This is a genomic window from Spiroplasma endosymbiont of Seladonia tumulorum, from assembly GCF_964020235.1.
In the GTDB taxonomy this organism is placed as follows: domain Bacteria; phylum Bacillota_I; class Bacilli_A; order Mycoplasmatales; family Mycoplasmataceae; genus Spiroplasma.
In genome coordinates, this window is sequence record NZ_OZ026545.1 from 527,881 (window position 1) to 547,099 (window position 19,219).

Consider the following 19,219-nt stretch of genomic DNA (forward strand, 5'->3'; position numbering starts at 1 on the left):
AAAAATATAAAAAGTCATTTATTAAAATGACTTTTTATATTTCTAATGTAATTAATGAAATTTTTTCATTATTTTTATTAAATAATTGTAAATTATTAATATTAATTTGTTTTTTTTCAGTAAAAATTGTAATATCATAATTTCCATAACCCCATATCCCAGATATTTCAATTTGATTTAAAATAAATAGTTTAACATCATAAGTTATTTTAATACTATTTTCAACTAAATTTTTAGTCATACTTGTTTAAACCGCCTTAGAATAAATTAATCTATATCGTTGTGAAAAATAGTTTAAATATTCTTCTATTTTGTAGTTAGAAACAATTAAATTAGTTAAATATTTGCCATATTCTCCATCTGATAATTTAATTTCAGCAGGAATAAGAGAAGGAATGCTATTTGTTTCTAATTCATTTGTTATTGATAACCAATTAAAATAATTTGCTTCTAATTGATAAATGGGGTTTTCTGAAATATCATTATTTTTAACATTTACTTTAATTTCATTATTTTTGTTGTTATTAATATTAACTTGTTGCTTTAAATTTCAATCTGTAATTTGCCCAGTTTTAAATGAAATAAAAGGTAGATTTGGCTCAATATCATTATTTCAACGATAAACTGATTTAAAATAATTAGGATAAAAACTTCACGCAAAATATTTGGATATTCCATTATTATCAACTAAACAAATACTTTTTCAATAACCTTGTTCTGCTTTTCCGGTTTGAAATAATTGAAGTTCATAATTATTATATTTATCAAGTACTTTATTTTTTTCATACTTATCATATTTAAATTTAATAATTTTTCAATCATCATTTACATTACCATGCCACACAACAAAATAATATTTATCATCAATTTTGTTAAATGGTTTTTCCGTTGCATCAACTTTTTCTTAATAATTTATTGATGTTGGTGGAGTAGAGCCACCACTAAAATTAAAATATGATGAATTTAATTTAACTTTACAATGTTCAAATTCTCAATATCCAGTTTCTACCTCTCTTGGATTAGATATTAATTCAAAATAATAAGGGGCAAATAATTTAACATCATCATTATAGCCTTTATTAATTGCATATTTACTATATGTATAATTTAATAACATGTATATCACTTGTTTAATTCTTTTTACATATCTTTTATGTAATTCACTTGGATTGTCTAATTTTCAATTCTCAAATAAACCATCAATAACATCTTCTGGTTTTTGTCCTTCGAATTTTTGGCGTAATTCAGCCGCTTTATTTGTAGGGTTGCCTTTTTCATCGTATTTTGCCCCTTGAAATTTTCGATCATAATTATAACGATAAGTTAAATAATTTAATAAAACTTTTTCTAAACCATTATTTTTTATTAAACTTAAAATATCATCTGGTTGAATATATATTTTTGCAATAAACCACGGTAAAAAACTTTTGGTAAATCAATATTGAAATATTCGTACATTAGGTTTTGTTTCAATTGGCATTGATAGTAAAGGTACTAAACTAGCGTTTTCAACTATTGATGATGGATAAGAATAAACACCATTAACATTGCCTCAACACTTAATATTTCCAAATAACATTGATTTAGGGTATTTAATTTCAATCCCAGTAAATACTGTGTCTTCGGGTAATGATTTTTGTAATACTAAATGAATACTATTTTGGTTTTTTCATTTAAAGTCAGTTATTTTAACTAAATGAGTGAATTTAATAATATCAACACCATCAGGTGAATAAGGGCGTTTGTATTCTTCAATGATATAACCATTCATTTTTATTGTCTTCACTAATTGTTTCGTTAATAGATACTATTTTTAAGTCATAGGATTCTAAAAATTCTTTGTCTTTTTTTGAAATATCATTAATTAAAATATCTTTTTCATCAATCATTACATAACTTGTGCTATTATCTTGGACTGTGGTATTTTGTTGAATTTGTAATTTAAAATTAAAATCACTAATTTCATAACCAGTTATTTTAATATATTCATCTTTGTCAATAAAACCTATTTTAACGCTATTTTGAGAGTAGTTTAAGATTGGTTTTTGCTTTGTCTTAACAAGATTTTATTAATTTTATAAATATATAAGGTTCTAGCACGGTCTTCAGTAAATAATTGTTCTAAATCAGGGTCGCTGTATTGCGATTGACTAGCAAAATCTAATGGAATACTATCAATTGAATAGTCAATTGGTTCATCATTTTCTGCTAATTGTGCTAACATTTTTTCAGATGGTTTTAACATTATTCTTGTTCTCCTTCTTCAATAGGCGTATTGATAATAGTTTCGTTGTTTTTTAATTGTCTGTTTAAAGTAGCATTAACTGGTAAGCGAACATCAACAATTAACTCATCAATATTTTTAATATTGAATGTTCTACTGTTTAAAATCGCATTATCATATTTAATTAACTTAATAATAAATTCAGTTAATTTAATTTCTCTAATATATATCATTTGTTCATAAGAAGCGTTTGTTTGAATATTTACACCAGCAACTTCTGCCTGAGTTTGTTGTGCTCCCTTAGCAATGGCGGGAACATGATGTCGATTTATTTTATAGTAATTTGTTAATAATCAATCATATATTTTAGTTAATTGCTCACCTTTAAAATTACCAGCAATATAGTCTACTGGTTGAAAATTACTATCAGGGTCTCCTTCAACTAATAACAAGTCATTTTCAATAAATGATGCCAGCATTTTACTAATTTCTTGGTCAACCACACCAATAACTCCGTTAGTATTAATAGTAAATTTACCACTACTTAATAATGGATCTAACATTATCTTTTCAGCAATAATATCTAAAATACTAGCAAATTGTTTACCATAACGAGCAGAAGGCTCAAAATTAGGGATATTAGGAATAATTTCAATTGGAATAAAATTAAGTGGTAATATTTCTTCTTTTTGTAATGTTGTATAGTTATTTCATTTAGCATCATCAATATATAAGTCGGTAATAGTACTGTATAATCGTGTTTTTAACTTTCTAATAACTTTTACTTGTTTAGTTACATAATCAATTTCTAATTTTTCAGTAATAAAAATACTCTGGTCATTTTTAATATAAGGGTCATAATCAAAAGTACAAGATACTAAATTACCTAATTCATCATATTGGTCATTGTAAAAATCAATAGTAATAAAATTAAGTTTTGAATTATTAGCAAAAATAAAATAAGCGCCCTTACCATATTTATTGATTTTATATTCGTTATATCAATTCTTATTAGTGAAGTTTTGCATTTTTAAAAAGATATTAATTAATTTAGAGTTTATTTGTTGATTAGTAAGTGGATTATAAATGCTAATTTCTAAATCTCGCGGATTTAAAAAATTAGCATTATCTTCACAAATTCTTTTTTCTAAAATCTCATTATGTTTTTGAACAGTAACATTTTTACGATTAGTAATCGTTGATGCTAAATTAAGATAATAACTATCAATATCATAGAGTGCACCCATTTTAGTAAGTACTAATAAAAAAGTATTTACTATTTTTTTAATTATATCTTTTTCTTTACGATTTAAATATCATGTATTTCATTTTATAACATCTTGTATATATTCTTCATGTGAATTATATATTTTATTATGGATTGTAGCTTTCTTAAGTAATGAATGAAAACTTTCTATAACAATATTATCTGCACAGTGGTAATTTTTTCCCATTGAAATTGTAATACCGTTAGATAAACATTTATCGTGATAAATAGTGGATGTATATTGATATCCGTGATCTGAGTGAATTATTATTCCATTCAGATCTTTTTTTATTAATTTTATTTTATTAATTGCATCATTTAAATTATCCATTACTAATTTATTGTCATTATATTTAGATCACTTTACATCAACTATTTCTTTAGTATATCCATCAATAATTGTTGATTGATAATATCTTTCTCCTTTTCAAATTAAATATGTTACATCAGTATATAGTACTGAAAACCTTGTTTTTATATCATTGAATTTACGATTAATTAAATCAGGATATTGCAATAAGCTTTTTTCTTTATTCTGTTTATATTTCATTTTTCTTCTCATTTTTCTTACATATTCAGGTTGTATTTGATTATCACGCATAATTCTTAAAACTTTTTTTGAATTATATTTTATACCATAATCTTCCTTTAAATATTTAGTAATTCTTCGATAACCAAATTGTTTTAAATTTTCTTCATAGACTTTTACAATATCATTTATTGCTTTTTTATCTTTTTTGCTAATGTCATAATTTTTATATTTATCTCAATAACTACGTTTTAACCCTGTTACTTCTAGTAATAATTTTATTGAATATTCACAAAAATTTTGTTTAATAAAAGAGACAATTCTTAGTTTGCTTAATTGTAAAAGTCATGGAGCTTTTTTAATAATTCATACCTTGTTTTATAATATTCTAAATTTCTTTTGCTAAAAGAAATTTTAGGTCCTTTAGGATTGTTTAATTTTCCTTTTTTATGATTTGCTCATCAAGATTCTACTGTATTTGCATTTATATTATATTGTTTTGCTACTATTCAACAACTTTTTTGTTTAATTTCCTCAATGATTTTTGTTCTAAATTCTGATGTATATTTGTTATATTTTTGTCCTTTTTTTGCCATATAAAAATGCACCCCCTATAAAAATTTAGCAAAATCTTTTTTTATTTTACTTACTTTTTTGGGTGCACTCTAGTTTATAAAGTGGCACTTACAAAAGAACAATTAATCGAACAAGGTTTAAGTGAAGAAATTGCAGATAATATTTTAAATGAATTTCATAATAAAACAAAACAAATTATTGAAGGTATACAAAAACGAAAAGATACTATTTCAAAAGAAGATTATTTAAAAGTTGCTAATGAATTAGATGAATTAAAAGCATTTAAAGATGTCCCACCCACTAAAATTGAAGATATTAAAGCTAATTTAGATAAAGTTAGTGGTAATTCTTTATTTGAAAAAATGCAAACTTTAAAAGAATTAAAACCTGATTTGTTTGTTGAAGAACAACCATCAGTTTCACCAACTAATATTATTAAAGAAATGATTGAAAAGTCTACTGAAAATAAGAGTGATGAAATTGAAACTATTAAAGAAAAAGGAGCATATACTCCTGATGAAATTAAAAAAATAACTGATTATACACTTAAAAACCTTAGATAATAAGGGAGTGAAATATTATGGCAACAATTAATTTGCCACAAGTACCTTTTATATTACAAGGTAATACAACAGACCAAAAAGCGTATGTTGATATGGTTAATGCTCTATTGCGTGGACCTTTATATAATGAATATGCAAGTATTATGCAGTATGCTACTGCAACCGCAGAACAAGTTGCTTGATTACCAAATGCAGGACAAGCACTATATAATTTAACTCATCGTGTAGTATGACAAGATGATTATTCATTACCAAATGGTGGGACAACTCAAACAATGGGATTAACAAGAATTCCAGTTCTTATTGATAAAAGATTTAATTTAAAATTAATGAATGAAGCTTTTGACTTAGCATTAATATAACAAAATATTAAAAATGGCGTTATTGCTGATGCTATTTCTAGTGTTGTACAGAATAAATTTGTTAATTTAGAATGTGAATTAATTCAGGCTATTTATGATTATTGTTTAGCAGATGGTCAATATGAAGTAATTCCATTTCGTAGTTATACAGCTGAAAATGCTGATGATGCAAATAAAGCATTCTTTACATTAAATGAAACTTTGATTGAATTAACAAATCAAATTAGTAATTTATATTTTGGTTTACCAACAGATAAAATGTTTATGGTTTTAGGACGAAGAGCATATTTAGGATTAACACCTGCTTATTTAAAAGTAATTGGTTCACAAGCTCAATTAAAAGCAATGGTTAATGGTGAATTATATGAAAATACTGCAATGGGTATTCCAATATCAAAAAGCTTTCATTTAGAAAAAACATATACAAAAGGACAAGTTAACCGTGATAAAGGTTATAATTTTACTAATGTAAATGGTTTAATTATTAATAAACAAATATGAGCTTATCCAATTAATATGGATACTATTCAACAAGTTTTAGATAATGATACTGCTAACCCTAAATGAATTGGTAAAGTTCAATATGCAACACCAACTATTTTATATCCAAAAACATGTAAAATTATTTTGGAAAAACAACCAAGCCAAGATGAAATTACTGCCGCTAAAAGTAATCTAAATAAAACTTTTAGAGTTCCAGTTGATTATCTAATTTCAGCATCAAAACCAGAATCAAAACCAAATAATCAAGGTTAATATAAAATGAATTTACTAATATTACGCGTTTTAACTTTATTAGTATCTAATTTAGAAAATAAACCTTTAATAAGTAAATTTGTAAATTTAATTAATAGAGTTAATCAAGTTAAAAATAAAATATTAAAGTCAATTAATTATATTAGTGATAAATATAATAAAATTACAAATAAAGTTGAAGATATTTATCAGCGATTAAATCCTTCTACTTATGTAGATTTAATTAAAAAAGGTCATAAAAAAGAAATTCAACAAATATTAAGTCAATTAGAAAAAGATAATAATATTAAAAATAGAGAACAATTTAAAAATGAAAATTATTTAAATACTAATTGACAACCTTTAAATAGTAGTTGACTTGATAGTGGTATGTTTAATATTACAAATAAGTTAACTTTAACAGGCAATTTAACTATTTTAATATATACAAAAACAGCAAAACATCCGAAATTTTATGGTCCATATGTTTATCCTAGTGTTCCAGTTGAAATTTGAAAATTATTAAGTAATGCTGTATCTAATGCAGGAACTTTATTTTGGCGTTATTGATTAAGAAAATGATTACCTAGTCATTTAAGAGATTATATTAAAAAACGATTACCACAAGCATTAAAAGAAAAATATCCCAAAGGAACTACTAAATTAACATTACCAACAGTTCAAAAATTACAACAAATTAAAAAGTTTATTAATAATTTAAAAATTGGACATTTTAATTTTAATTTTGCTGGTGAAATTAATAATAAAAAATGGTATCGTGAACGCCGAAGTGATGTTAAAAATATTAAGAATTTATATAAAACACCAGTTAAAAATATGTTTTACAAAACTAATCAAACTATTAAAACAATTAAGAAAACAAAAACAAGAGTTAATAGTTATAAGCCAAGTAATTTAAAAAATAAATATCGTAATCAATTAAGAGGTGTATTATATGGAAAATAATTTAAGTAATTTATTATTTATAACAGTTGAAGATGTTAAAGAAAGTAAACTTTGACAACCTATTAATGAAAGAAAACAATCTGCTTATAATGATAATTTAATTTATAATGCTATTTTAAAAACTAGTTTATGAATGGATAGATTATTAGGCGGGGCAATATCTGATAAAATAAATAAAAAAGATTTATTTCCATGAGTAAAAAAAGATAATACTAGAGTGCACCCAAAAAAGTAAGTAAAATAAAAAAAGATTTTGCTAAATTTTTATAAGGGTGCATTTTTATATGGCAAAAAAAGGACAAAAATATAACAAATATACATCAGAATTTAGAACAAAAATCATTGAGGAAATTAAACAAAAAAGTTGTTGAATAGTAGCAAAACAATATAATATAAATGCAAATACAGTAGAATCTTGATGAGCAAATCATAAAAAAGGAAAATTAAACAATCCTAAAGGACCTAAAATTTCTTTTGCCAAAAGAAATTTAGAATATTATAAAACAAGGTATGAATTATTAAAAAAGCTCCATGACTTTTACAATTAAGCAAACTAAGAATTGTCTCTTTTATTAAACAAAATTTTTGTGAATATTCAATAAAATTATTACTAGAAGTAACAGGGTTAAAACGTAGTTATTGAAATAAATATAAAAATTATGACAGTAGCAAAAAAGAAAAAAAAGCAATAAATGATATTGTAAAAGTCTATGAAGAAAATTTAAAACAATTTGGTTATCGAAGAATTACTAAATATTTAAAGGAAGATTATGGTATAAAATATAATTCAAAAAAGTTTTAAGAATTATGCGTGATAATCAAATACAACCTGAATATGTAAGAAAAATGAAAAGAAAAATGAAATATAAACAGAATAAAGAAAAAAGCTTATTGCAATATCCTGATTTAATTAATCGTAAATTCAATGATATAAAAACAAGGTTTTCAGTACTATATACTGATGTAACATATTTAATTTGAAAAGGAGAAAGATATTATCAATCAACAATTATTGATGGATATATTAAAGAAATAGTTGATGTAAAGTGATCTAAATATAATGACAATAAATTAGTAATGGATAATTTAAATGATGCAATTAATAAAATAAAATTAATAAAAAAAGATCTGAATGGAATAATAATTCACTCAGATCACGGATATCAATATACATCCACTATTTATCACGATAAATGTTTATCTAACGGTATTACAATTTCAATGGGAAAAAATTACCACTGTGCAGATAATATTGTTATAGAAAGTTTTCATTCATTACTTAAGAAAGCTACAATCCATAATAAAATATATAATTCACATGAAGAATATATACAAGATGTTATAAAATGAAATACATGATATTCAAATCGTAAAGAAAAAGATATAATTAAAAAAATAGTAAATACTTTTTTATTAGTACTTACTAAAATGGGTGCACTCTATACTGGTTTAATTGAATATGATAAATGATTAAGTTATATTCAATCTGCTTGTTTATTAGCAGTTATAAATTGATATTTACCAAAAGGAGTTAATGATTTAACTGGTAGTGCTTCATTTTCACAAGGTGGAGTTGCTTATTCACAAACTAATGACCCTGAAGCAAATGAAAATATTACCAGAGATGTTAAAAATGCTTTAAAATTAGCCGGTGAAATAATTGATATTATATCTAGTAAAACAGTATCTAGACCATATAATTATAGTTTAGATAATTATGCTCATCCATGAGAAGAAGAATATAAACATATTAGTAAAAAAACTTTTTATCCAACATTATTATTTTGATTAAAAGATAGAATTGTTAAAGATAATAGTATTAATATTAGTTATCCTACAAAAAATGATTTTAGTAAAATTGATTATAATGAATATATTAAATTAGTCGTTCCGTTTGATAATGATACTATTTATGAAGAAAATGGTGTTTGAAAAGCAAAACAAAGTGGTGAAATTCCATCGGATGTTATTAAAGATAGTGATTCAAATAAAAATTATATTGAAAAAGTTGATGATAAATATATTGTAAAAACATCACAAGATATTAATACTAAACAAGATAAATTAGTAAGCGGTACAAATATTAAAACTATTAATGGTTCTTCATTATTAGGCAGTGGTGATATATCTATTAGTGGTGGCAATGATTGAGAATTAATTAATTATCCAGAAGCAAACGAAAAATTAACATTTAAAATTCCAGATTATGATTTAACAAAATATTACTATAAAATATCAATTTCAATAACAGATTATGCATCTGCTAATAAATTTGTAACACATTATTTTGAAACAATATCACAAAAATCAATTTTTTCATTTTTAGCAGCTAATTCTTATGAAAGCATAACAATTAAGCAAGATGGATCAATTAAAAATGAAACAAATAATATTGTTATTAAAGATTTAACAATTAAAAGAAAATTAATAAATAATAGCGAATTAATGTCAAATGAACCACATTCTATTTATAATCGTGATATGGATATTGATTTACCCAAGTATCAAGAAGAAACATCGGACTCTTATGATATAGTGATAAGAAAAATAAATAGTGCAACAACTATTAATGAATTAAATTTATTTGAAAAACATCCAATATGAAGAATTATTTCAAATAATAGAAATGATATTAAAGAATTATTCAATAAAAAATGATTAGAATTAAATAAAAATGAATAAAAAATTAAATGAGGTAAATAATTATGAAACAAGATAAAACAACTTGATTAAAGGGTGCCTTACCTTAAAATTGATTTAAAAAAGACCCTATTCCGACTTATAATTGAACTCATAAAGATATTAGAGAATGAGAAAGAAAATATAAAATTCGTAGTTGAGTAGTTAGTTTTTATACATTGATATTTTTAGCATTAAATTGTTGATTAGAGTATGGGATGATTAATGGCATTAAAGACCAAATTAATTGGTATAATTATGGACAATATTGAGGTAATGGAATTGCTATTTTGATAACACCTTTATTTACACACGGAATTCAAGGTATATTTGTTGCTAGTAGTAAACCAAAAGTAGATATGAAAATTGATATACCAAGATTAAAAATATCTAAAATGGGATTAGTATTTACAATATTACCTTTAATTACTTTAATAATTTCTTTAATTATTATTTGAATTGATAAATCAAAATGAAAAAAAGACCATTTAAGACATTGTTTTGACTGCCGTATTAATCCGCGTGTCGTTCAACCACGAATAGCTAAACAATGAAATAATTTAGATGGCATAACAGAAGAAAAATTAAAAAATATACAAAATGAAAATATTAAAAAACAAAAACAAGAAGAAAATAAACAAGAATTAAATATAAACAAATAATTAAATTTTATTAAAATAGACTATATTTATAGGGGTGGTTGATATTTTTGGGTGGTTATATAGTTTAATTTATAAATTATTTTGTTCTGAAAGGATGGATGGCCACTGTTTGAGTAAGGATGAGAAAGGAAGTAAAAAAATGTTAAATGATACATTAATGATTGCTTTACTTGTATTAGCGGGTGCTAGTGGAATGGGTAGTCTTGGTATTCTTGGATTATCTGCTAAGAAAATTAAAAAATATAAAGCAGAAATTAGAGAATTAAGAACAGCTGTTATTGCACACGAAAAACATTTACGAGGACCTGAATATGCAACAGAATTAGCACTTAAAACAGGTCAAATTAAAAATGTTAAAAAACAAGTTAAAGTAAACAACAAAAAACAAGAACAAAAAGATGCTATTAGACAACTAACAAATAGTATTTAAAAAAATAACCTTAATTGGTTATTTTTTATTTTTCTTTATTGTGTTTTATATAAAAATTAATAAGATGTTCTATTCGTTGTGAATAACTATCAAAATTTAATTTATTTCAAACTTTTTCTTCATTTTCATTTAAGTAAACATTTATATTACGAATTTTACAAGAATAATATTTTCTTGTTTTTTGATTGTATGATTGTTTCATAATATATTACCTCTCATAATGAGCAATAATAATTGCATCGCGTAAATGATTACTTATTTTATCATTATTATAAAATCAACCCTTACCATATTGATAAGTTAAATTAGTATCTTTATCAAATTTTCATAAATAACTATCATTATATTTACTTAAATTTTCCATATTTTTAACCACTGATTTAGTATAACGGAGTGATATTCAATTAACATTATTTAATTCGTGTGTATCATATTTAATTACTCCAATTATTTTTAATAAATCATCACGGTCTTTTGAACCATTAGCATTTGTATATAAGCAATTTTCAATGTTTACAAGACAAACATTATTGCAGTGTTTAAATAATATATCTTTAATAAAATCAACTTGTTTTATTCATAAATAATTAGTAAATTCTAATTTTTCCTTTAATTTATTATCTTCATAAACAACAATAGCGGTAGTACCAGTTCCTGATGGGTCAATACCTATTTTTATCATTATTTTAAAAATCTTTCTTTAAATTGATAATAAAAATCTTCGCTTTGTTTTCTAATCAGAACTGGTGATAATTTTTCAACATTTAATTCTTCTTTTAATCAATTTTTACCTTTTGAAATAATATCTTGTTCTATTTTTGTATTTGTAATAAAATTTTTAATATTATTGAAATGCTGTTCACTCATTCAATTTGGATTTGAGTTGTTAATAATTTCTGTTTGTTCTTTTTCTTGTTTAGAATTAATTTTACTTATTTCACTATTATCGGGGTCTAATTCTTCGGTTGGTAAACCTAATAGTTTGCTTAAAACATATTTAACTCCATAAGTTAATGCTGACCCAATACTTTTAGCGGGGTCAGTATTTTTCCCTGTAAAAGGTCAATAAGTTTTAATTTCTTCTGTTTCTTTACATAAAGTTAATTCCATTTCAAAATATGGTATATCATTAATTACTTTTAAAGTATCTTTCACATAACTCCAAATATATGTAATATGATGCTTTTTAAATTCTTTTTTAACTAATTCTAATATTTGTGCTTCACCAAAATAGTTATAAATTGTTCTACCATTCATTTGCATTGTTTGGTTTTTTTCTAAATATAATGATAAATCGTGTTGTATTTCACCAATACTTGCTATTAATGTTTTTTTTAGTTTCTTGTGGCATTTTCTCATTCCTCTCTTTCTTGTCATATTAAAATTGCTTCTTTAATTTGTTCTAAATTTTGTTTAGTAATATCAACTTTTTCTTTAATTACTATTTTTAATTTTGGATTTATAATTATCATTAATATTTTTTTATTATCTATACAAAAGTCTTTTTCTAATAAATAATAAAGTTTTAATTGTCAAATATAGCGTTCAATATCTGTTTTCTCATTAGAACTAGTAATTTTTCAATCACATATTATATATTCATTATCAGTTGTTATTCCAATAAAATCAGTTGTCCCACACATTAAAGGACTATAAAGTGTTTTTTCAGTTTCATAATATTTAAATTTAATATCTTTAAAAGTTTCTTGATATAGTTTTGTAAAATTTTTAAATAATTCACGATGTGATTTTATTTTACAATCAATAAATTCAATTAATTCATCATCAAAATTTTTTTTATTCAAACATCAATCATATTATGTAAACATATTCCACGATTTTGTGCTAATTTTAAAATATTCTCATCAATTTGTGAAAAATCTTTTGGCACTAAAATATTAACAATTTTACTTACACTAGGTATTAAAATACTATACTTATGTAATTCATCATTAAAAATATATAAAGGTTTTAAATCTAATCTCATAAAATTGTTTCATCATTACCAATATTTTGATTATCATTATTAAATAATTCTTTTGTCTCAGATGAATTAAATTCTATTTTTTCTTGTGGTTTATCAGATTTTTTTAAATCATTATTTGTATGTAAAAATTCATAATTAGATACTTGAACTATTCATTCAGTTTTATTATCTTTATTTTTAAAAGATTGTAAAACACCAGTAATTGCTATTTGACTACCTTTTTGACAATATTTTTGTAAAGTAATTGCTTGTTTATTTCAAACTTGACAAGGAATAAAATTAGTTTCTTTTTGTTTTGAATATGGGCGAGTAATTGCTAAATTAAAAATAGTATATTCTTTTCCATTACTTGTTTTCTTAATTTCAATATCTTTTGTTGTTATACCAATTCCAATAAATTTATTCATTATTAAATTTCCTCCAAATTCTTTTCCATAATTAAAGTATCAATATATTCATAAGCACTTTCTTCTGAATGACATTCTTCTAATGCTTCATTAAATAAATCTTCTTTGGTATAAACTTTGCCATTTTCATCTTTTCACATATTATTCACATCCTTGTCATTTAATATTTTCATTTTCTAAATCAATAATAGTTGTTAATCATTCTTGTTGATTTTCAACATTAGCAGTAGTTTTTGCTTCTTCTAATGTATAAAAACAGCTCGTTTTAAAATCACTATATTTACTTTTCATTACCAATAAGTATCTTTTATTCATAATTTAATTCCTCCTAATTCTTTTTAGTATTTAATGCTCAATGTTCATCTGTAATATCTTCAAATGATACTGAATAACTTTTAAGCATTAATTCACTTAATTTATTTTCTTGATTGCATTCTTTATGAAAACAATAACCTCAATATCTTTTTTTAATACAAGTTTTATTTAACTTTTTCATATATACCTCCTAAATTATTCCTTTGATTTTTTTCTCAAATTGCAATATTTTTCAACCATCAGAAGCTAAATCTAAAATATCGTTAATTTTGTAATATTGCATATAAGAAGCAATAACATCTCATTTATCTTTAAATAAATTTAAGTACATTTTGGCTCATTCTAAACATTGCAAATCATAATGTTTTTTATGATGTGAAATACGACAATTAATAGGTTGACAATTAACTCAATAAAATGATGTTGTTATTTCATTTCAAGTTTTATTAATATATTTACTTTTATATTCTGTCATTTATTTTTTCCTCCTAGTTTTAACTCGCTGGCACTCACTCCCAAGTGAAAGTGCCAAGCGAGAATTAGTTATATAAGTATTTATCTATTTATTTACTACGCCATCCGCTTCGCTGGGTGAGCGGTAGCGGTATGTTAATTGTTTGAATGTTTAATAATACACAGTTGTTTTTTCTTTTTGAAGCCAGAGAGTTTTCTCTCTCTTCATCCGCACCATTTCAGATCAAAGCGTTCAGTTTTTAAAATAAATCTACTCGCACCTTGAAGAGCCTAATGCTAGCTTTGTGGTTATTAAAACCGCTGCCATCCTCTATGGGATAAATCTATCGCAAATTTATTTATAAAGTGACCATCTCTTTGTTTATTGTCGTTTGATGTTGACCTTGCACTTATCACGACTATCGCTTAGTTATAAAACCAGCGCCGATTTACTTTTTTCCTCATACACTATTTCAGTACTTGCCTCGGCTGGCTGTGGGAATGAGTGTAAACTCATGTTCTTATGGAAGCACTTAGTTAAAAATAACTGTCCCACACTGCATTAAGTTGTTTTATTAAATCAAAGTTTTAAAAAACCAGTTTCATAATCAAAGATAATTTTTGAATTTTCCAGTTTCTGATAAAACCGCTTTTGTTTTTTATCTTTTGTATGATTTAATAACTCTTTATGTTTTTTACAAGTTCATAAAACTTTATTTGATACAAATTCTTCGGTAATGAATGATATTTCTTTATAGCAATTACTAACATCACATATTGTTTGTTGATTATTAATTTCCATTACTTACTCCTTCCTTTATTAAGTTTTTTTATTAGCAAATTAATTAACTGAAACAGAGAAAGGACAACACCTTAAAATTGGAGAAAAAACAGGTACACTTTGTAAAGATTTCTAAGATATTTAATAAATGTGTAAACAACTTAAAGAGGGTATCAAAAAGTTGTAATAAAAGTTTCTATTTTAAGAATTTAAGATGCTGTCCTTTCTCTGAATCAATTAATAATTTTGGTTTAACAAATAAAAAAACCATTTTAGTAAATGGTTTAATTTATTATTTCTATTCAATTTCTATGTATTTGTTAAAACCCTTCTTTTTTCCATGCGACCAATTGGTTTAAATAAACGTAATTTGTATTTTCATAGTAAAAAAAAGATACATAAAGGGAAAAAATATAAACGTGGTAATTTAAGCAATGATTTTAAAACTATTAAACAAACAAAACATGAAAAAGGTACTTTTGGTTGATTTCAAATGGATACTATTGTTGGTAAAGAAAAGAAATCAGCATGTTTAACATTAACAGAAGAATTAACTAAATTTACCTTTTTAAAAAAATTAAAAGAAAAAAATTCAACAGAAGTATTAGAAACTTTAAAACAAATTTTTAAAAATAAACTTTTAAAAAAACATTTAAAGGGAATTATAACTGATCAAGGAAAAGAATTTTGAAATTGAAAAGATATTGAAAAACATCTTAAAACAAATGCATATTTTTGTGATAAAGGTAGTCCTACACAAAAACCAATTGTAAAAAGAATGAATAGAGATATAAGGTGAGAATTACCAAAAAGTACTGATTTTAGAATTATTAAACAAGATAAAATAGATTGAATAATTAATACAATTAATGATAAGATAAGACCTTGTTTAAATTGAGAAACATCAACACAGTTATTTAATAAATATATTAAATAAATTTATTAAATAAAAAAACTTAATAAATTATTTTTTAGTGTGCCCAAATATACTAATTTTAAATAAATTAAAAAAATAATTTAAAAATACTTGCAAACTTATTTTTAAGTGCTATTATTTTAATTAATAAGAGTAGGAAATAACTAATTGCATTTACACTATACAAGTTTGATAATCTTCAATTATTACAATAACTTTATTTAAATAAGAACAAATTTTATTTTTAAACTCATTTAATATTAAATACATATTATTTATTGCTTCTTCTTCATTTTTGGAATTAAAAGTAATATTATTAATTATTTTCTTTTGCAAAACATTATAAATAATAATACCAGTTTGTCCAATTCCAACAGGGTCAATTGCAATAATATATTTTAATTTATTTGTTTTATTTTTTTTTGTTAATTTGTAATATTTTTCATCCATCGGATGCTAAATCTAAAATATCGTTAATTTTATAATATTGCATATATGAAACAATAACACCTCACTTGTCTTTAAATAAATTTAAGTACATTTTGGCTCATTCTAAACATTGCAAATCATAATGCTTTTTATGATGTGAAATACGACAATTAATAGGTTGACAATTAACTCAATTAAATGATGTTGTTATTTCATTTCAAGTTTTATTAATATATTTACTTTTATATTCTGTTATTTATCTATACTCCTTAATTCTTTTTATTTGTTGCTCAAATTTCATCATTAATATCATTTACTGTTACCAGATAAGTTTGTATCATTAATTCTTGTAATTTATTTTTAATTTTTTTATTTCATTTTTTCATCAAATATTTTCCTTTCTGTAAAAAAACATAGTATTCCTTTATTGGTTAATATTTTGATATTTAGTAAATAATTTATTTTAATATTTAATTACTTCGCCGCCCGCTCCACTTTGAAGGTGAGCGGGGGCGGATAGGGTATTTTGATAGAGTTTACCCCATACGGAAATAAACAAAAAACAGTTTACCCAGTTATTAATTACGCTTCTTCCATCCCTACACAACTTTATATAAAGAAAATAACCTTTTGGAGTTCCAACCCTCTTGTTTTTTTAGTGTCCGATATTGTTTTTTTCGGTTTAACAACACTCTTTTTATGAAAACAAGCCAAAAAAACACATGCTCTGACATTTCACAAGTGATTAATCTTGCCGAGAATTAAAGAAATAAATAGGAGAGTAAATCCAATTACTTTCACACTTTCTTTAAGACTTCGTGCCATAGATGAGTTATCCATCTTTAAGCATCAAAATATTAAGTTTTAGTATTGTATTATTCATCAGATAGTACCTTTATTAAAAATAATATTATTAGTTGTTAAACCGAAAAAATATAATAAATCACAGAAAGGAAATTATAAAAATTAACTAGTTTGTAGGGCAAAATAGGTTAATTTTTAATTTTAAAGATACTATCTGATGAATAATGCAAATAAAAAAATCGTTCTAATAAGCGATTACTTTAATTTGTATTTAATTACTTTATTTATAATTTTTATAAAAACTAAGCTTTTTTCCGACTATCCTAAAATTGCAATGGCACAGCCAATAAGATAAATCCCCACTGCTAATGGAACATTACCAGTATCAGTAGTCATCATAAAGGTTGCTAAAATTCCTGAAGGGCCAAACATTGCATTTAAACCAAAAGTAATATGTCCTCACATATACAACTGCACCAATAAAGAAGCCACCAAAACCTGCTCCAATTAAACTTGTAACAAATGGACGGATTCGTGGTAAAATTACTCCATAAATCATTGGTTCTCCAATTCCAAAAATTGCTGGAATCAAGGCTCCTTGAATTTGACGACGCAATAAACTCCCTTTTGCTGCCATAATTCATAGGGCAATCCCAGTACCAACTTGTGCCATTCCTGCCATTCCTAAAAATGAAAATAAACCATTAACTCCTGTTTGTTCAATTAAAATTCCGTAAATTGGAACAAATCCTTGGTGAATTCCAAAAGCAACTGCAAGTAAGAAAATTGCGGCTAAAACAAAGGCGCCAAAAGGATTAGTGTATAAATGTGCAAATAATCATGCTACTGCTTGGTATAAATAACCTGAAATAGGGATTAGTAAAAAGATATTTAATAATAATAGGCCAAATAATACTAATGTTGGAGTCCCAATTGTGTCTAAGACTCCTGGCATAAATTTATGAACACCGCGGCTCCATTCATAAGGCCGCTGTTGCTGTTAATAAGGCCCCTAAAATATTTCCTGACGGATATCCAAACACTAAATTACCATTAGCATCTATGCTTGGACGAAAGCCAACTGTTAATCAATTTGTTAGTGGATTAGTAATATTAATCCCTAAATAATTAACATGATTAGCATCACCAACGACTAGCATTGGAATTACACTACTTACAAAAACTGGCGAATAAATTGCAGCAGTCATTGCTTCTAAGACACCACTGCCTCCTCAAACTTCACAAGTTCGTCATCCAACAATAATTATAAAAGCATTTTTCAAATGTCTAGAATTAAGTTTAATGCCTTAAATCAAGATACGACAGCTGCTGGGGCATGACTAGTATCCATTGTGCCACCATATGCAGATTGCATAATTCCAGCAATTCCCGATAAAATCCCTGCCCCAATAAAACCGATAATCATTGGTGAAAAGATTTTTAAAAATTTAGTAAAAAAAGTTTGTACTTTATTTTGTTTTTCTTTCATTTCGCCTTTTACAGCCTTCGCTGCTTGTGCAGCACTAACAAATTCATTCGTACCATCATTTTCGTTATAAGCAGTTTTATTAGCATTAACTAATTTCCCAAAAGCTTGTGTAACATTTGCAACAAAACCTGGCCCCAAGACAATCTGTAACTCTGTTGGTGATGGTTTCAATACACCCATTACATTTGGTGTTGCTTTTAATTTATCTAGATCAATCTCTGCTGTTGGTTTCAAATTAAGACGCAGTCTCGTTAAACAAATGTTTAATAACATTATTAATAATACCCTTTTGATTTAATGTTAATCGGAATGTATCATGTAAACTACGAATAATATTATTATACGTATTAAAAATTAAACTATTATTAGTTTCACCAATCATAATGCTTTCTTCACCAGCCAGGTTATGGTTAAAATATTTAATAATATGAATTAATTCTTTATATCCATCTAAATTTAAATATTTGGTAAAGCGATTAATAGTAGCAATTGATGTATAAGTACATTCAGCCATTTCCTTAATCGTAATTTCAGGAACAATCATTAAATTTTGTAAAATATATTTTGCGATAAAAGAAAAACGGTGATCAGTATCTATACTAATATCTTTAATTTTACGAATAATTTCATTTTCAGTCATATTAC

Annotated in this window: 31 protein-coding genes and 1 pseudogene; 10 read left to right on the forward strand and 22 right to left on the reverse strand. The window is 24.4% G+C overall.

What is annotated here, in order from left to right; genetic code table 4:
• Positions 1-34: 34 nt before the first annotated feature.
• The 7 genes from AACL22_RS03400 to AACL22_RS03430 form a co-directional block, all read right to left on the reverse strand.
• Entirely contained in the window at positions 35-241 is a 207-nt protein-coding gene (locus tag AACL22_RS03400) for a hypothetical protein (protein ID WP_338989625.1), read from the reverse strand.
• 6 nt (positions 242-247) lie between these two features.
• Positions 248-844, reverse strand: a complete 597-nt coding sequence (locus AACL22_RS03405) for a hypothetical protein (protein ID WP_338989626.1) — start codon at positions 842-844, stop codon at positions 248-250.
• A 60-nt stretch (positions 845-904) separates the two neighbouring features.
• Positions 905-1,771 (reverse strand): hypothetical protein, encoded by an 867-nt coding sequence (locus tag AACL22_RS03410; protein WP_338989628.1) that lies wholly within the window; start codon positions 1,769-1,771, stop codon positions 905-907.
• Positions 1,707-1,889 (reverse strand): hypothetical protein, encoded by a 183-nt coding sequence (locus AACL22_RS03415; RefSeq protein WP_338989629.1) that lies wholly within the window; start codon positions 1,887-1,889, stop codon positions 1,707-1,709. Before AACL22_RS03415 ends, AACL22_RS03410 begins: the two co-directional genes overlap by 65 nt.
• A 143-nt stretch (positions 1,890-2,032) precedes the next feature.
• Positions 2,033-2,245 carry a hypothetical protein gene (locus tag AACL22_RS03420; RefSeq protein WP_338989631.1) on the reverse strand — a complete coding sequence of 71 codons (213 nt, stop codon included), beginning with the start codon at positions 2,243-2,245 and terminating at the stop codon, positions 2,033-2,035.
• Positions 2,245-4,386, reverse strand: coding sequence for an IS3 family transposase (locus tag AACL22_RS03425; protein ID WP_338992984.1), 2,142 nt, complete (start codon positions 4,384-4,386; stop codon positions 2,245-2,247). Before AACL22_RS03425 ends, AACL22_RS03420 begins: the two co-directional genes overlap by 1 nt.
• Positions 4,353-4,616 (reverse strand): hypothetical protein, encoded by a 264-nt coding sequence (locus AACL22_RS03430; protein WP_338989632.1) that lies wholly within the window; start codon positions 4,614-4,616, stop codon positions 4,353-4,355. The genes AACL22_RS03425 and AACL22_RS03430 overlap by 34 nt, the downstream gene beginning before the upstream one ends.
• A gap of 81 nt (positions 4,617-4,697) precedes the next feature.
• Here AACL22_RS03430 and AACL22_RS03435 point away from each other — a divergent pair, with 81 nt between their 5' ends.
• From AACL22_RS03435 to AACL22_RS03475, 9 genes are all read left to right on the forward strand, one after another.
• Positions 4,698-5,159 carry a hypothetical protein gene (locus AACL22_RS03435; protein ID WP_338989633.1) on the forward strand — a complete coding sequence of 154 codons (462 nt, stop codon included), beginning with the start codon at positions 4,698-4,700 and terminating at the stop codon, positions 5,157-5,159.
• A gap of 17 nt (positions 5,160-5,176) precedes the next feature.
• Positions 5,177-5,521: a hypothetical protein gene (locus AACL22_RS03440; RefSeq protein ID WP_338989634.1), complete on the forward strand. Its 345-nt coding sequence runs from the start codon at positions 5,177-5,179 to the stop codon at positions 5,519-5,521.
• A gap of 201 nt (positions 5,522-5,722) precedes the next feature.
• Complete coding sequence (locus AACL22_RS03445) at positions 5,723-6,277, forward strand: hypothetical protein (RefSeq protein WP_338989635.1); 555 nt, start codon at positions 5,723-5,725, stop codon at positions 6,275-6,277.
• A gap of 6 nt (positions 6,278-6,283) precedes the next feature.
• On the forward strand, positions 6,284-7,222 hold the full coding sequence (locus AACL22_RS03450; protein WP_338989636.1) for a hypothetical protein: 939 nt from the start codon (positions 6,284-6,286) through the stop codon (positions 7,220-7,222).
• Positions 7,212-7,457 carry a hypothetical protein gene (locus tag AACL22_RS03455; protein WP_338989637.1) on the forward strand — a complete coding sequence of 82 codons (246 nt, stop codon included), beginning with the start codon at positions 7,212-7,214 and terminating at the stop codon, positions 7,455-7,457. The genes AACL22_RS03450 and AACL22_RS03455 overlap by 11 nt, the downstream gene beginning before the upstream one ends.
• A gap of 49 nt (positions 7,458-7,506) precedes the next feature.
• Positions 7,507-7,770, forward strand: coding sequence for a hypothetical protein (locus tag AACL22_RS03460; protein WP_338988774.1), 264 nt, complete (start codon positions 7,507-7,509; stop codon positions 7,768-7,770).
• A 259-nt stretch (positions 7,771-8,029) separates the two neighbouring features.
• The gene (locus AACL22_RS03465) at positions 8,030-9,904 is read left to right on the forward strand and encodes a DDE-type integrase/transposase/recombinase (protein WP_338989638.1); all 1,875 of its coding nucleotides are present in this window, start codon (positions 8,030-8,032) and stop codon (positions 9,902-9,904) included.
• Between the two features lie 176 nt (positions 9,905-10,080).
• Positions 10,081-10,563: a hypothetical protein gene (locus tag AACL22_RS03470; RefSeq protein ID WP_338989639.1), complete on the forward strand. Its 483-nt coding sequence runs from the start codon at positions 10,081-10,083 to the stop codon at positions 10,561-10,563.
• A 94-nt stretch (positions 10,564-10,657) separates the two neighbouring features.
• Positions 10,658-10,993, forward strand: coding sequence for a hypothetical protein (locus tag AACL22_RS03475; RefSeq protein WP_338989640.1), 336 nt, complete (start codon positions 10,658-10,660; stop codon positions 10,991-10,993).
• Between the two features lie 25 nt (positions 10,994-11,018).
• Here the strand turns inward: AACL22_RS03475 and AACL22_RS03480 are convergent, their stop codons facing one another.
• The 11 genes from AACL22_RS03480 to AACL22_RS03530 form a co-directional block, all read right to left on the reverse strand.
• Positions 11,019-11,195: a hypothetical protein gene (locus tag AACL22_RS03480; RefSeq protein WP_338989642.1), complete on the reverse strand. Its 177-nt coding sequence runs from the start codon at positions 11,193-11,195 to the stop codon at positions 11,019-11,021.
• A 6-nt stretch (positions 11,196-11,201) separates the two neighbouring features.
• Positions 11,202-11,675 (reverse strand): hypothetical protein, encoded by a 474-nt coding sequence (locus tag AACL22_RS03485; RefSeq protein WP_338989644.1) that lies wholly within the window; start codon positions 11,673-11,675, stop codon positions 11,202-11,204.
• Positions 11,675-12,370, reverse strand: coding sequence for an ERF family protein (locus AACL22_RS03490; protein ID WP_338989646.1), 696 nt, complete (start codon positions 12,368-12,370; stop codon positions 11,675-11,677). The genes AACL22_RS03485 and AACL22_RS03490 overlap by 1 nt, the downstream gene beginning before the upstream one ends.
• On the reverse strand, positions 12,328-12,798 hold the full coding sequence (locus tag AACL22_RS03495; protein ID WP_338989647.1) for a hypothetical protein: 471 nt from the start codon (positions 12,796-12,798) through the stop codon (positions 12,328-12,330). The genes AACL22_RS03490 and AACL22_RS03495 overlap by 43 nt, the downstream gene beginning before the upstream one ends.
• Positions 12,768-12,980 carry a hypothetical protein gene (locus AACL22_RS03500; protein WP_338989649.1) on the reverse strand — a complete coding sequence of 71 codons (213 nt, stop codon included), beginning with the start codon at positions 12,978-12,980 and terminating at the stop codon, positions 12,768-12,770. Before AACL22_RS03500 ends, AACL22_RS03495 begins: the two co-directional genes overlap by 31 nt.
• Positions 12,971-13,387 (reverse strand): single-stranded DNA-binding protein, encoded by a 417-nt coding sequence (locus tag AACL22_RS03505; RefSeq protein ID WP_338989650.1) that lies wholly within the window; start codon positions 13,385-13,387, stop codon positions 12,971-12,973. The genes AACL22_RS03500 and AACL22_RS03505 overlap by 10 nt, the downstream gene beginning before the upstream one ends.
• Before the next feature lie 2 nt (positions 13,388-13,389).
• On the reverse strand, positions 13,390-13,527 hold the full coding sequence (locus AACL22_RS03510; RefSeq protein ID WP_338989652.1) for a hypothetical protein: 138 nt from the start codon (positions 13,525-13,527) through the stop codon (positions 13,390-13,392).
• 1 nt (position 13,528) lies between these two features.
• Positions 13,529-13,702 (reverse strand): hypothetical protein, encoded by a 174-nt coding sequence (locus tag AACL22_RS03515; protein ID WP_338988935.1) that lies wholly within the window; start codon positions 13,700-13,702, stop codon positions 13,529-13,531.
• Between the two features lie 13 nt (positions 13,703-13,715).
• Positions 13,716-13,883, reverse strand: coding sequence for a hypothetical protein (locus AACL22_RS03520; protein ID WP_338989654.1), 168 nt, complete (start codon positions 13,881-13,883; stop codon positions 13,716-13,718).
• Positions 13,884-13,892: 9 nt separating this feature from the next.
• Positions 13,893-14,177, reverse strand: a complete 285-nt coding sequence (locus AACL22_RS03525) for a hypothetical protein (RefSeq protein ID WP_338989655.1) — start codon at positions 14,175-14,177, stop codon at positions 13,893-13,895.
• Positions 14,178-14,717: 540 nt separating this feature from the next.
• The gene (locus AACL22_RS03530) at positions 14,718-14,957 is read right to left on the reverse strand and encodes a hypothetical protein (protein ID WP_338989656.1); all 240 of its coding nucleotides are present in this window, start codon (positions 14,955-14,957) and stop codon (positions 14,718-14,720) included.
• Between the two features lie 319 nt (positions 14,958-15,276).
• On the opposite strand from AACL22_RS03530, the gene AACL22_RS03535 reads away from it, so the two are divergent.
• Complete coding sequence (locus AACL22_RS03535; protein WP_338989658.1) at positions 15,277-15,873, forward strand: IS30 family transposase; 597 nt, start codon at positions 15,277-15,279, stop codon at positions 15,871-15,873.
• A 153-nt stretch (positions 15,874-16,026) separates the two neighbouring features.
• Here the strand turns inward: AACL22_RS03535 and AACL22_RS03540 are convergent, their stop codons facing one another.
• The 4 genes and pseudogenes from AACL22_RS03540 to AACL22_RS03565 form a co-directional block, all read right to left on the reverse strand.
• Entirely contained in the window at positions 16,027-16,302 is a 276-nt protein-coding gene (locus AACL22_RS03540) for a hypothetical protein (RefSeq protein ID WP_338989660.1), read from the reverse strand.
• Positions 16,265-16,417: a hypothetical protein gene (locus tag AACL22_RS03545; protein ID WP_338989661.1), complete on the reverse strand. Its 153-nt coding sequence runs from the start codon at positions 16,415-16,417 to the stop codon at positions 16,265-16,267. Before AACL22_RS03545 ends, AACL22_RS03540 begins: the two co-directional genes overlap by 38 nt.
• Positions 16,418-17,409: 992 nt before the next feature.
• Positions 17,410-18,847, reverse strand: a pseudogene (locus AACL22_RS13730) (PTS transporter subunit EIIC); the annotation flags it as partial.
• A complete protein-coding gene (locus AACL22_RS03565) occupies positions 18,810-19,214 on the reverse strand; it encodes a hypothetical protein (RefSeq protein ID WP_338989665.1) in 405 nt (134 codons plus the stop codon). The gene AACL22_RS03565 and the pseudogene AACL22_RS13730, both read right to left, overlap by 38 nt.
• Between the last annotated feature and the right edge of the window lie 5 nt (positions 19,215-19,219).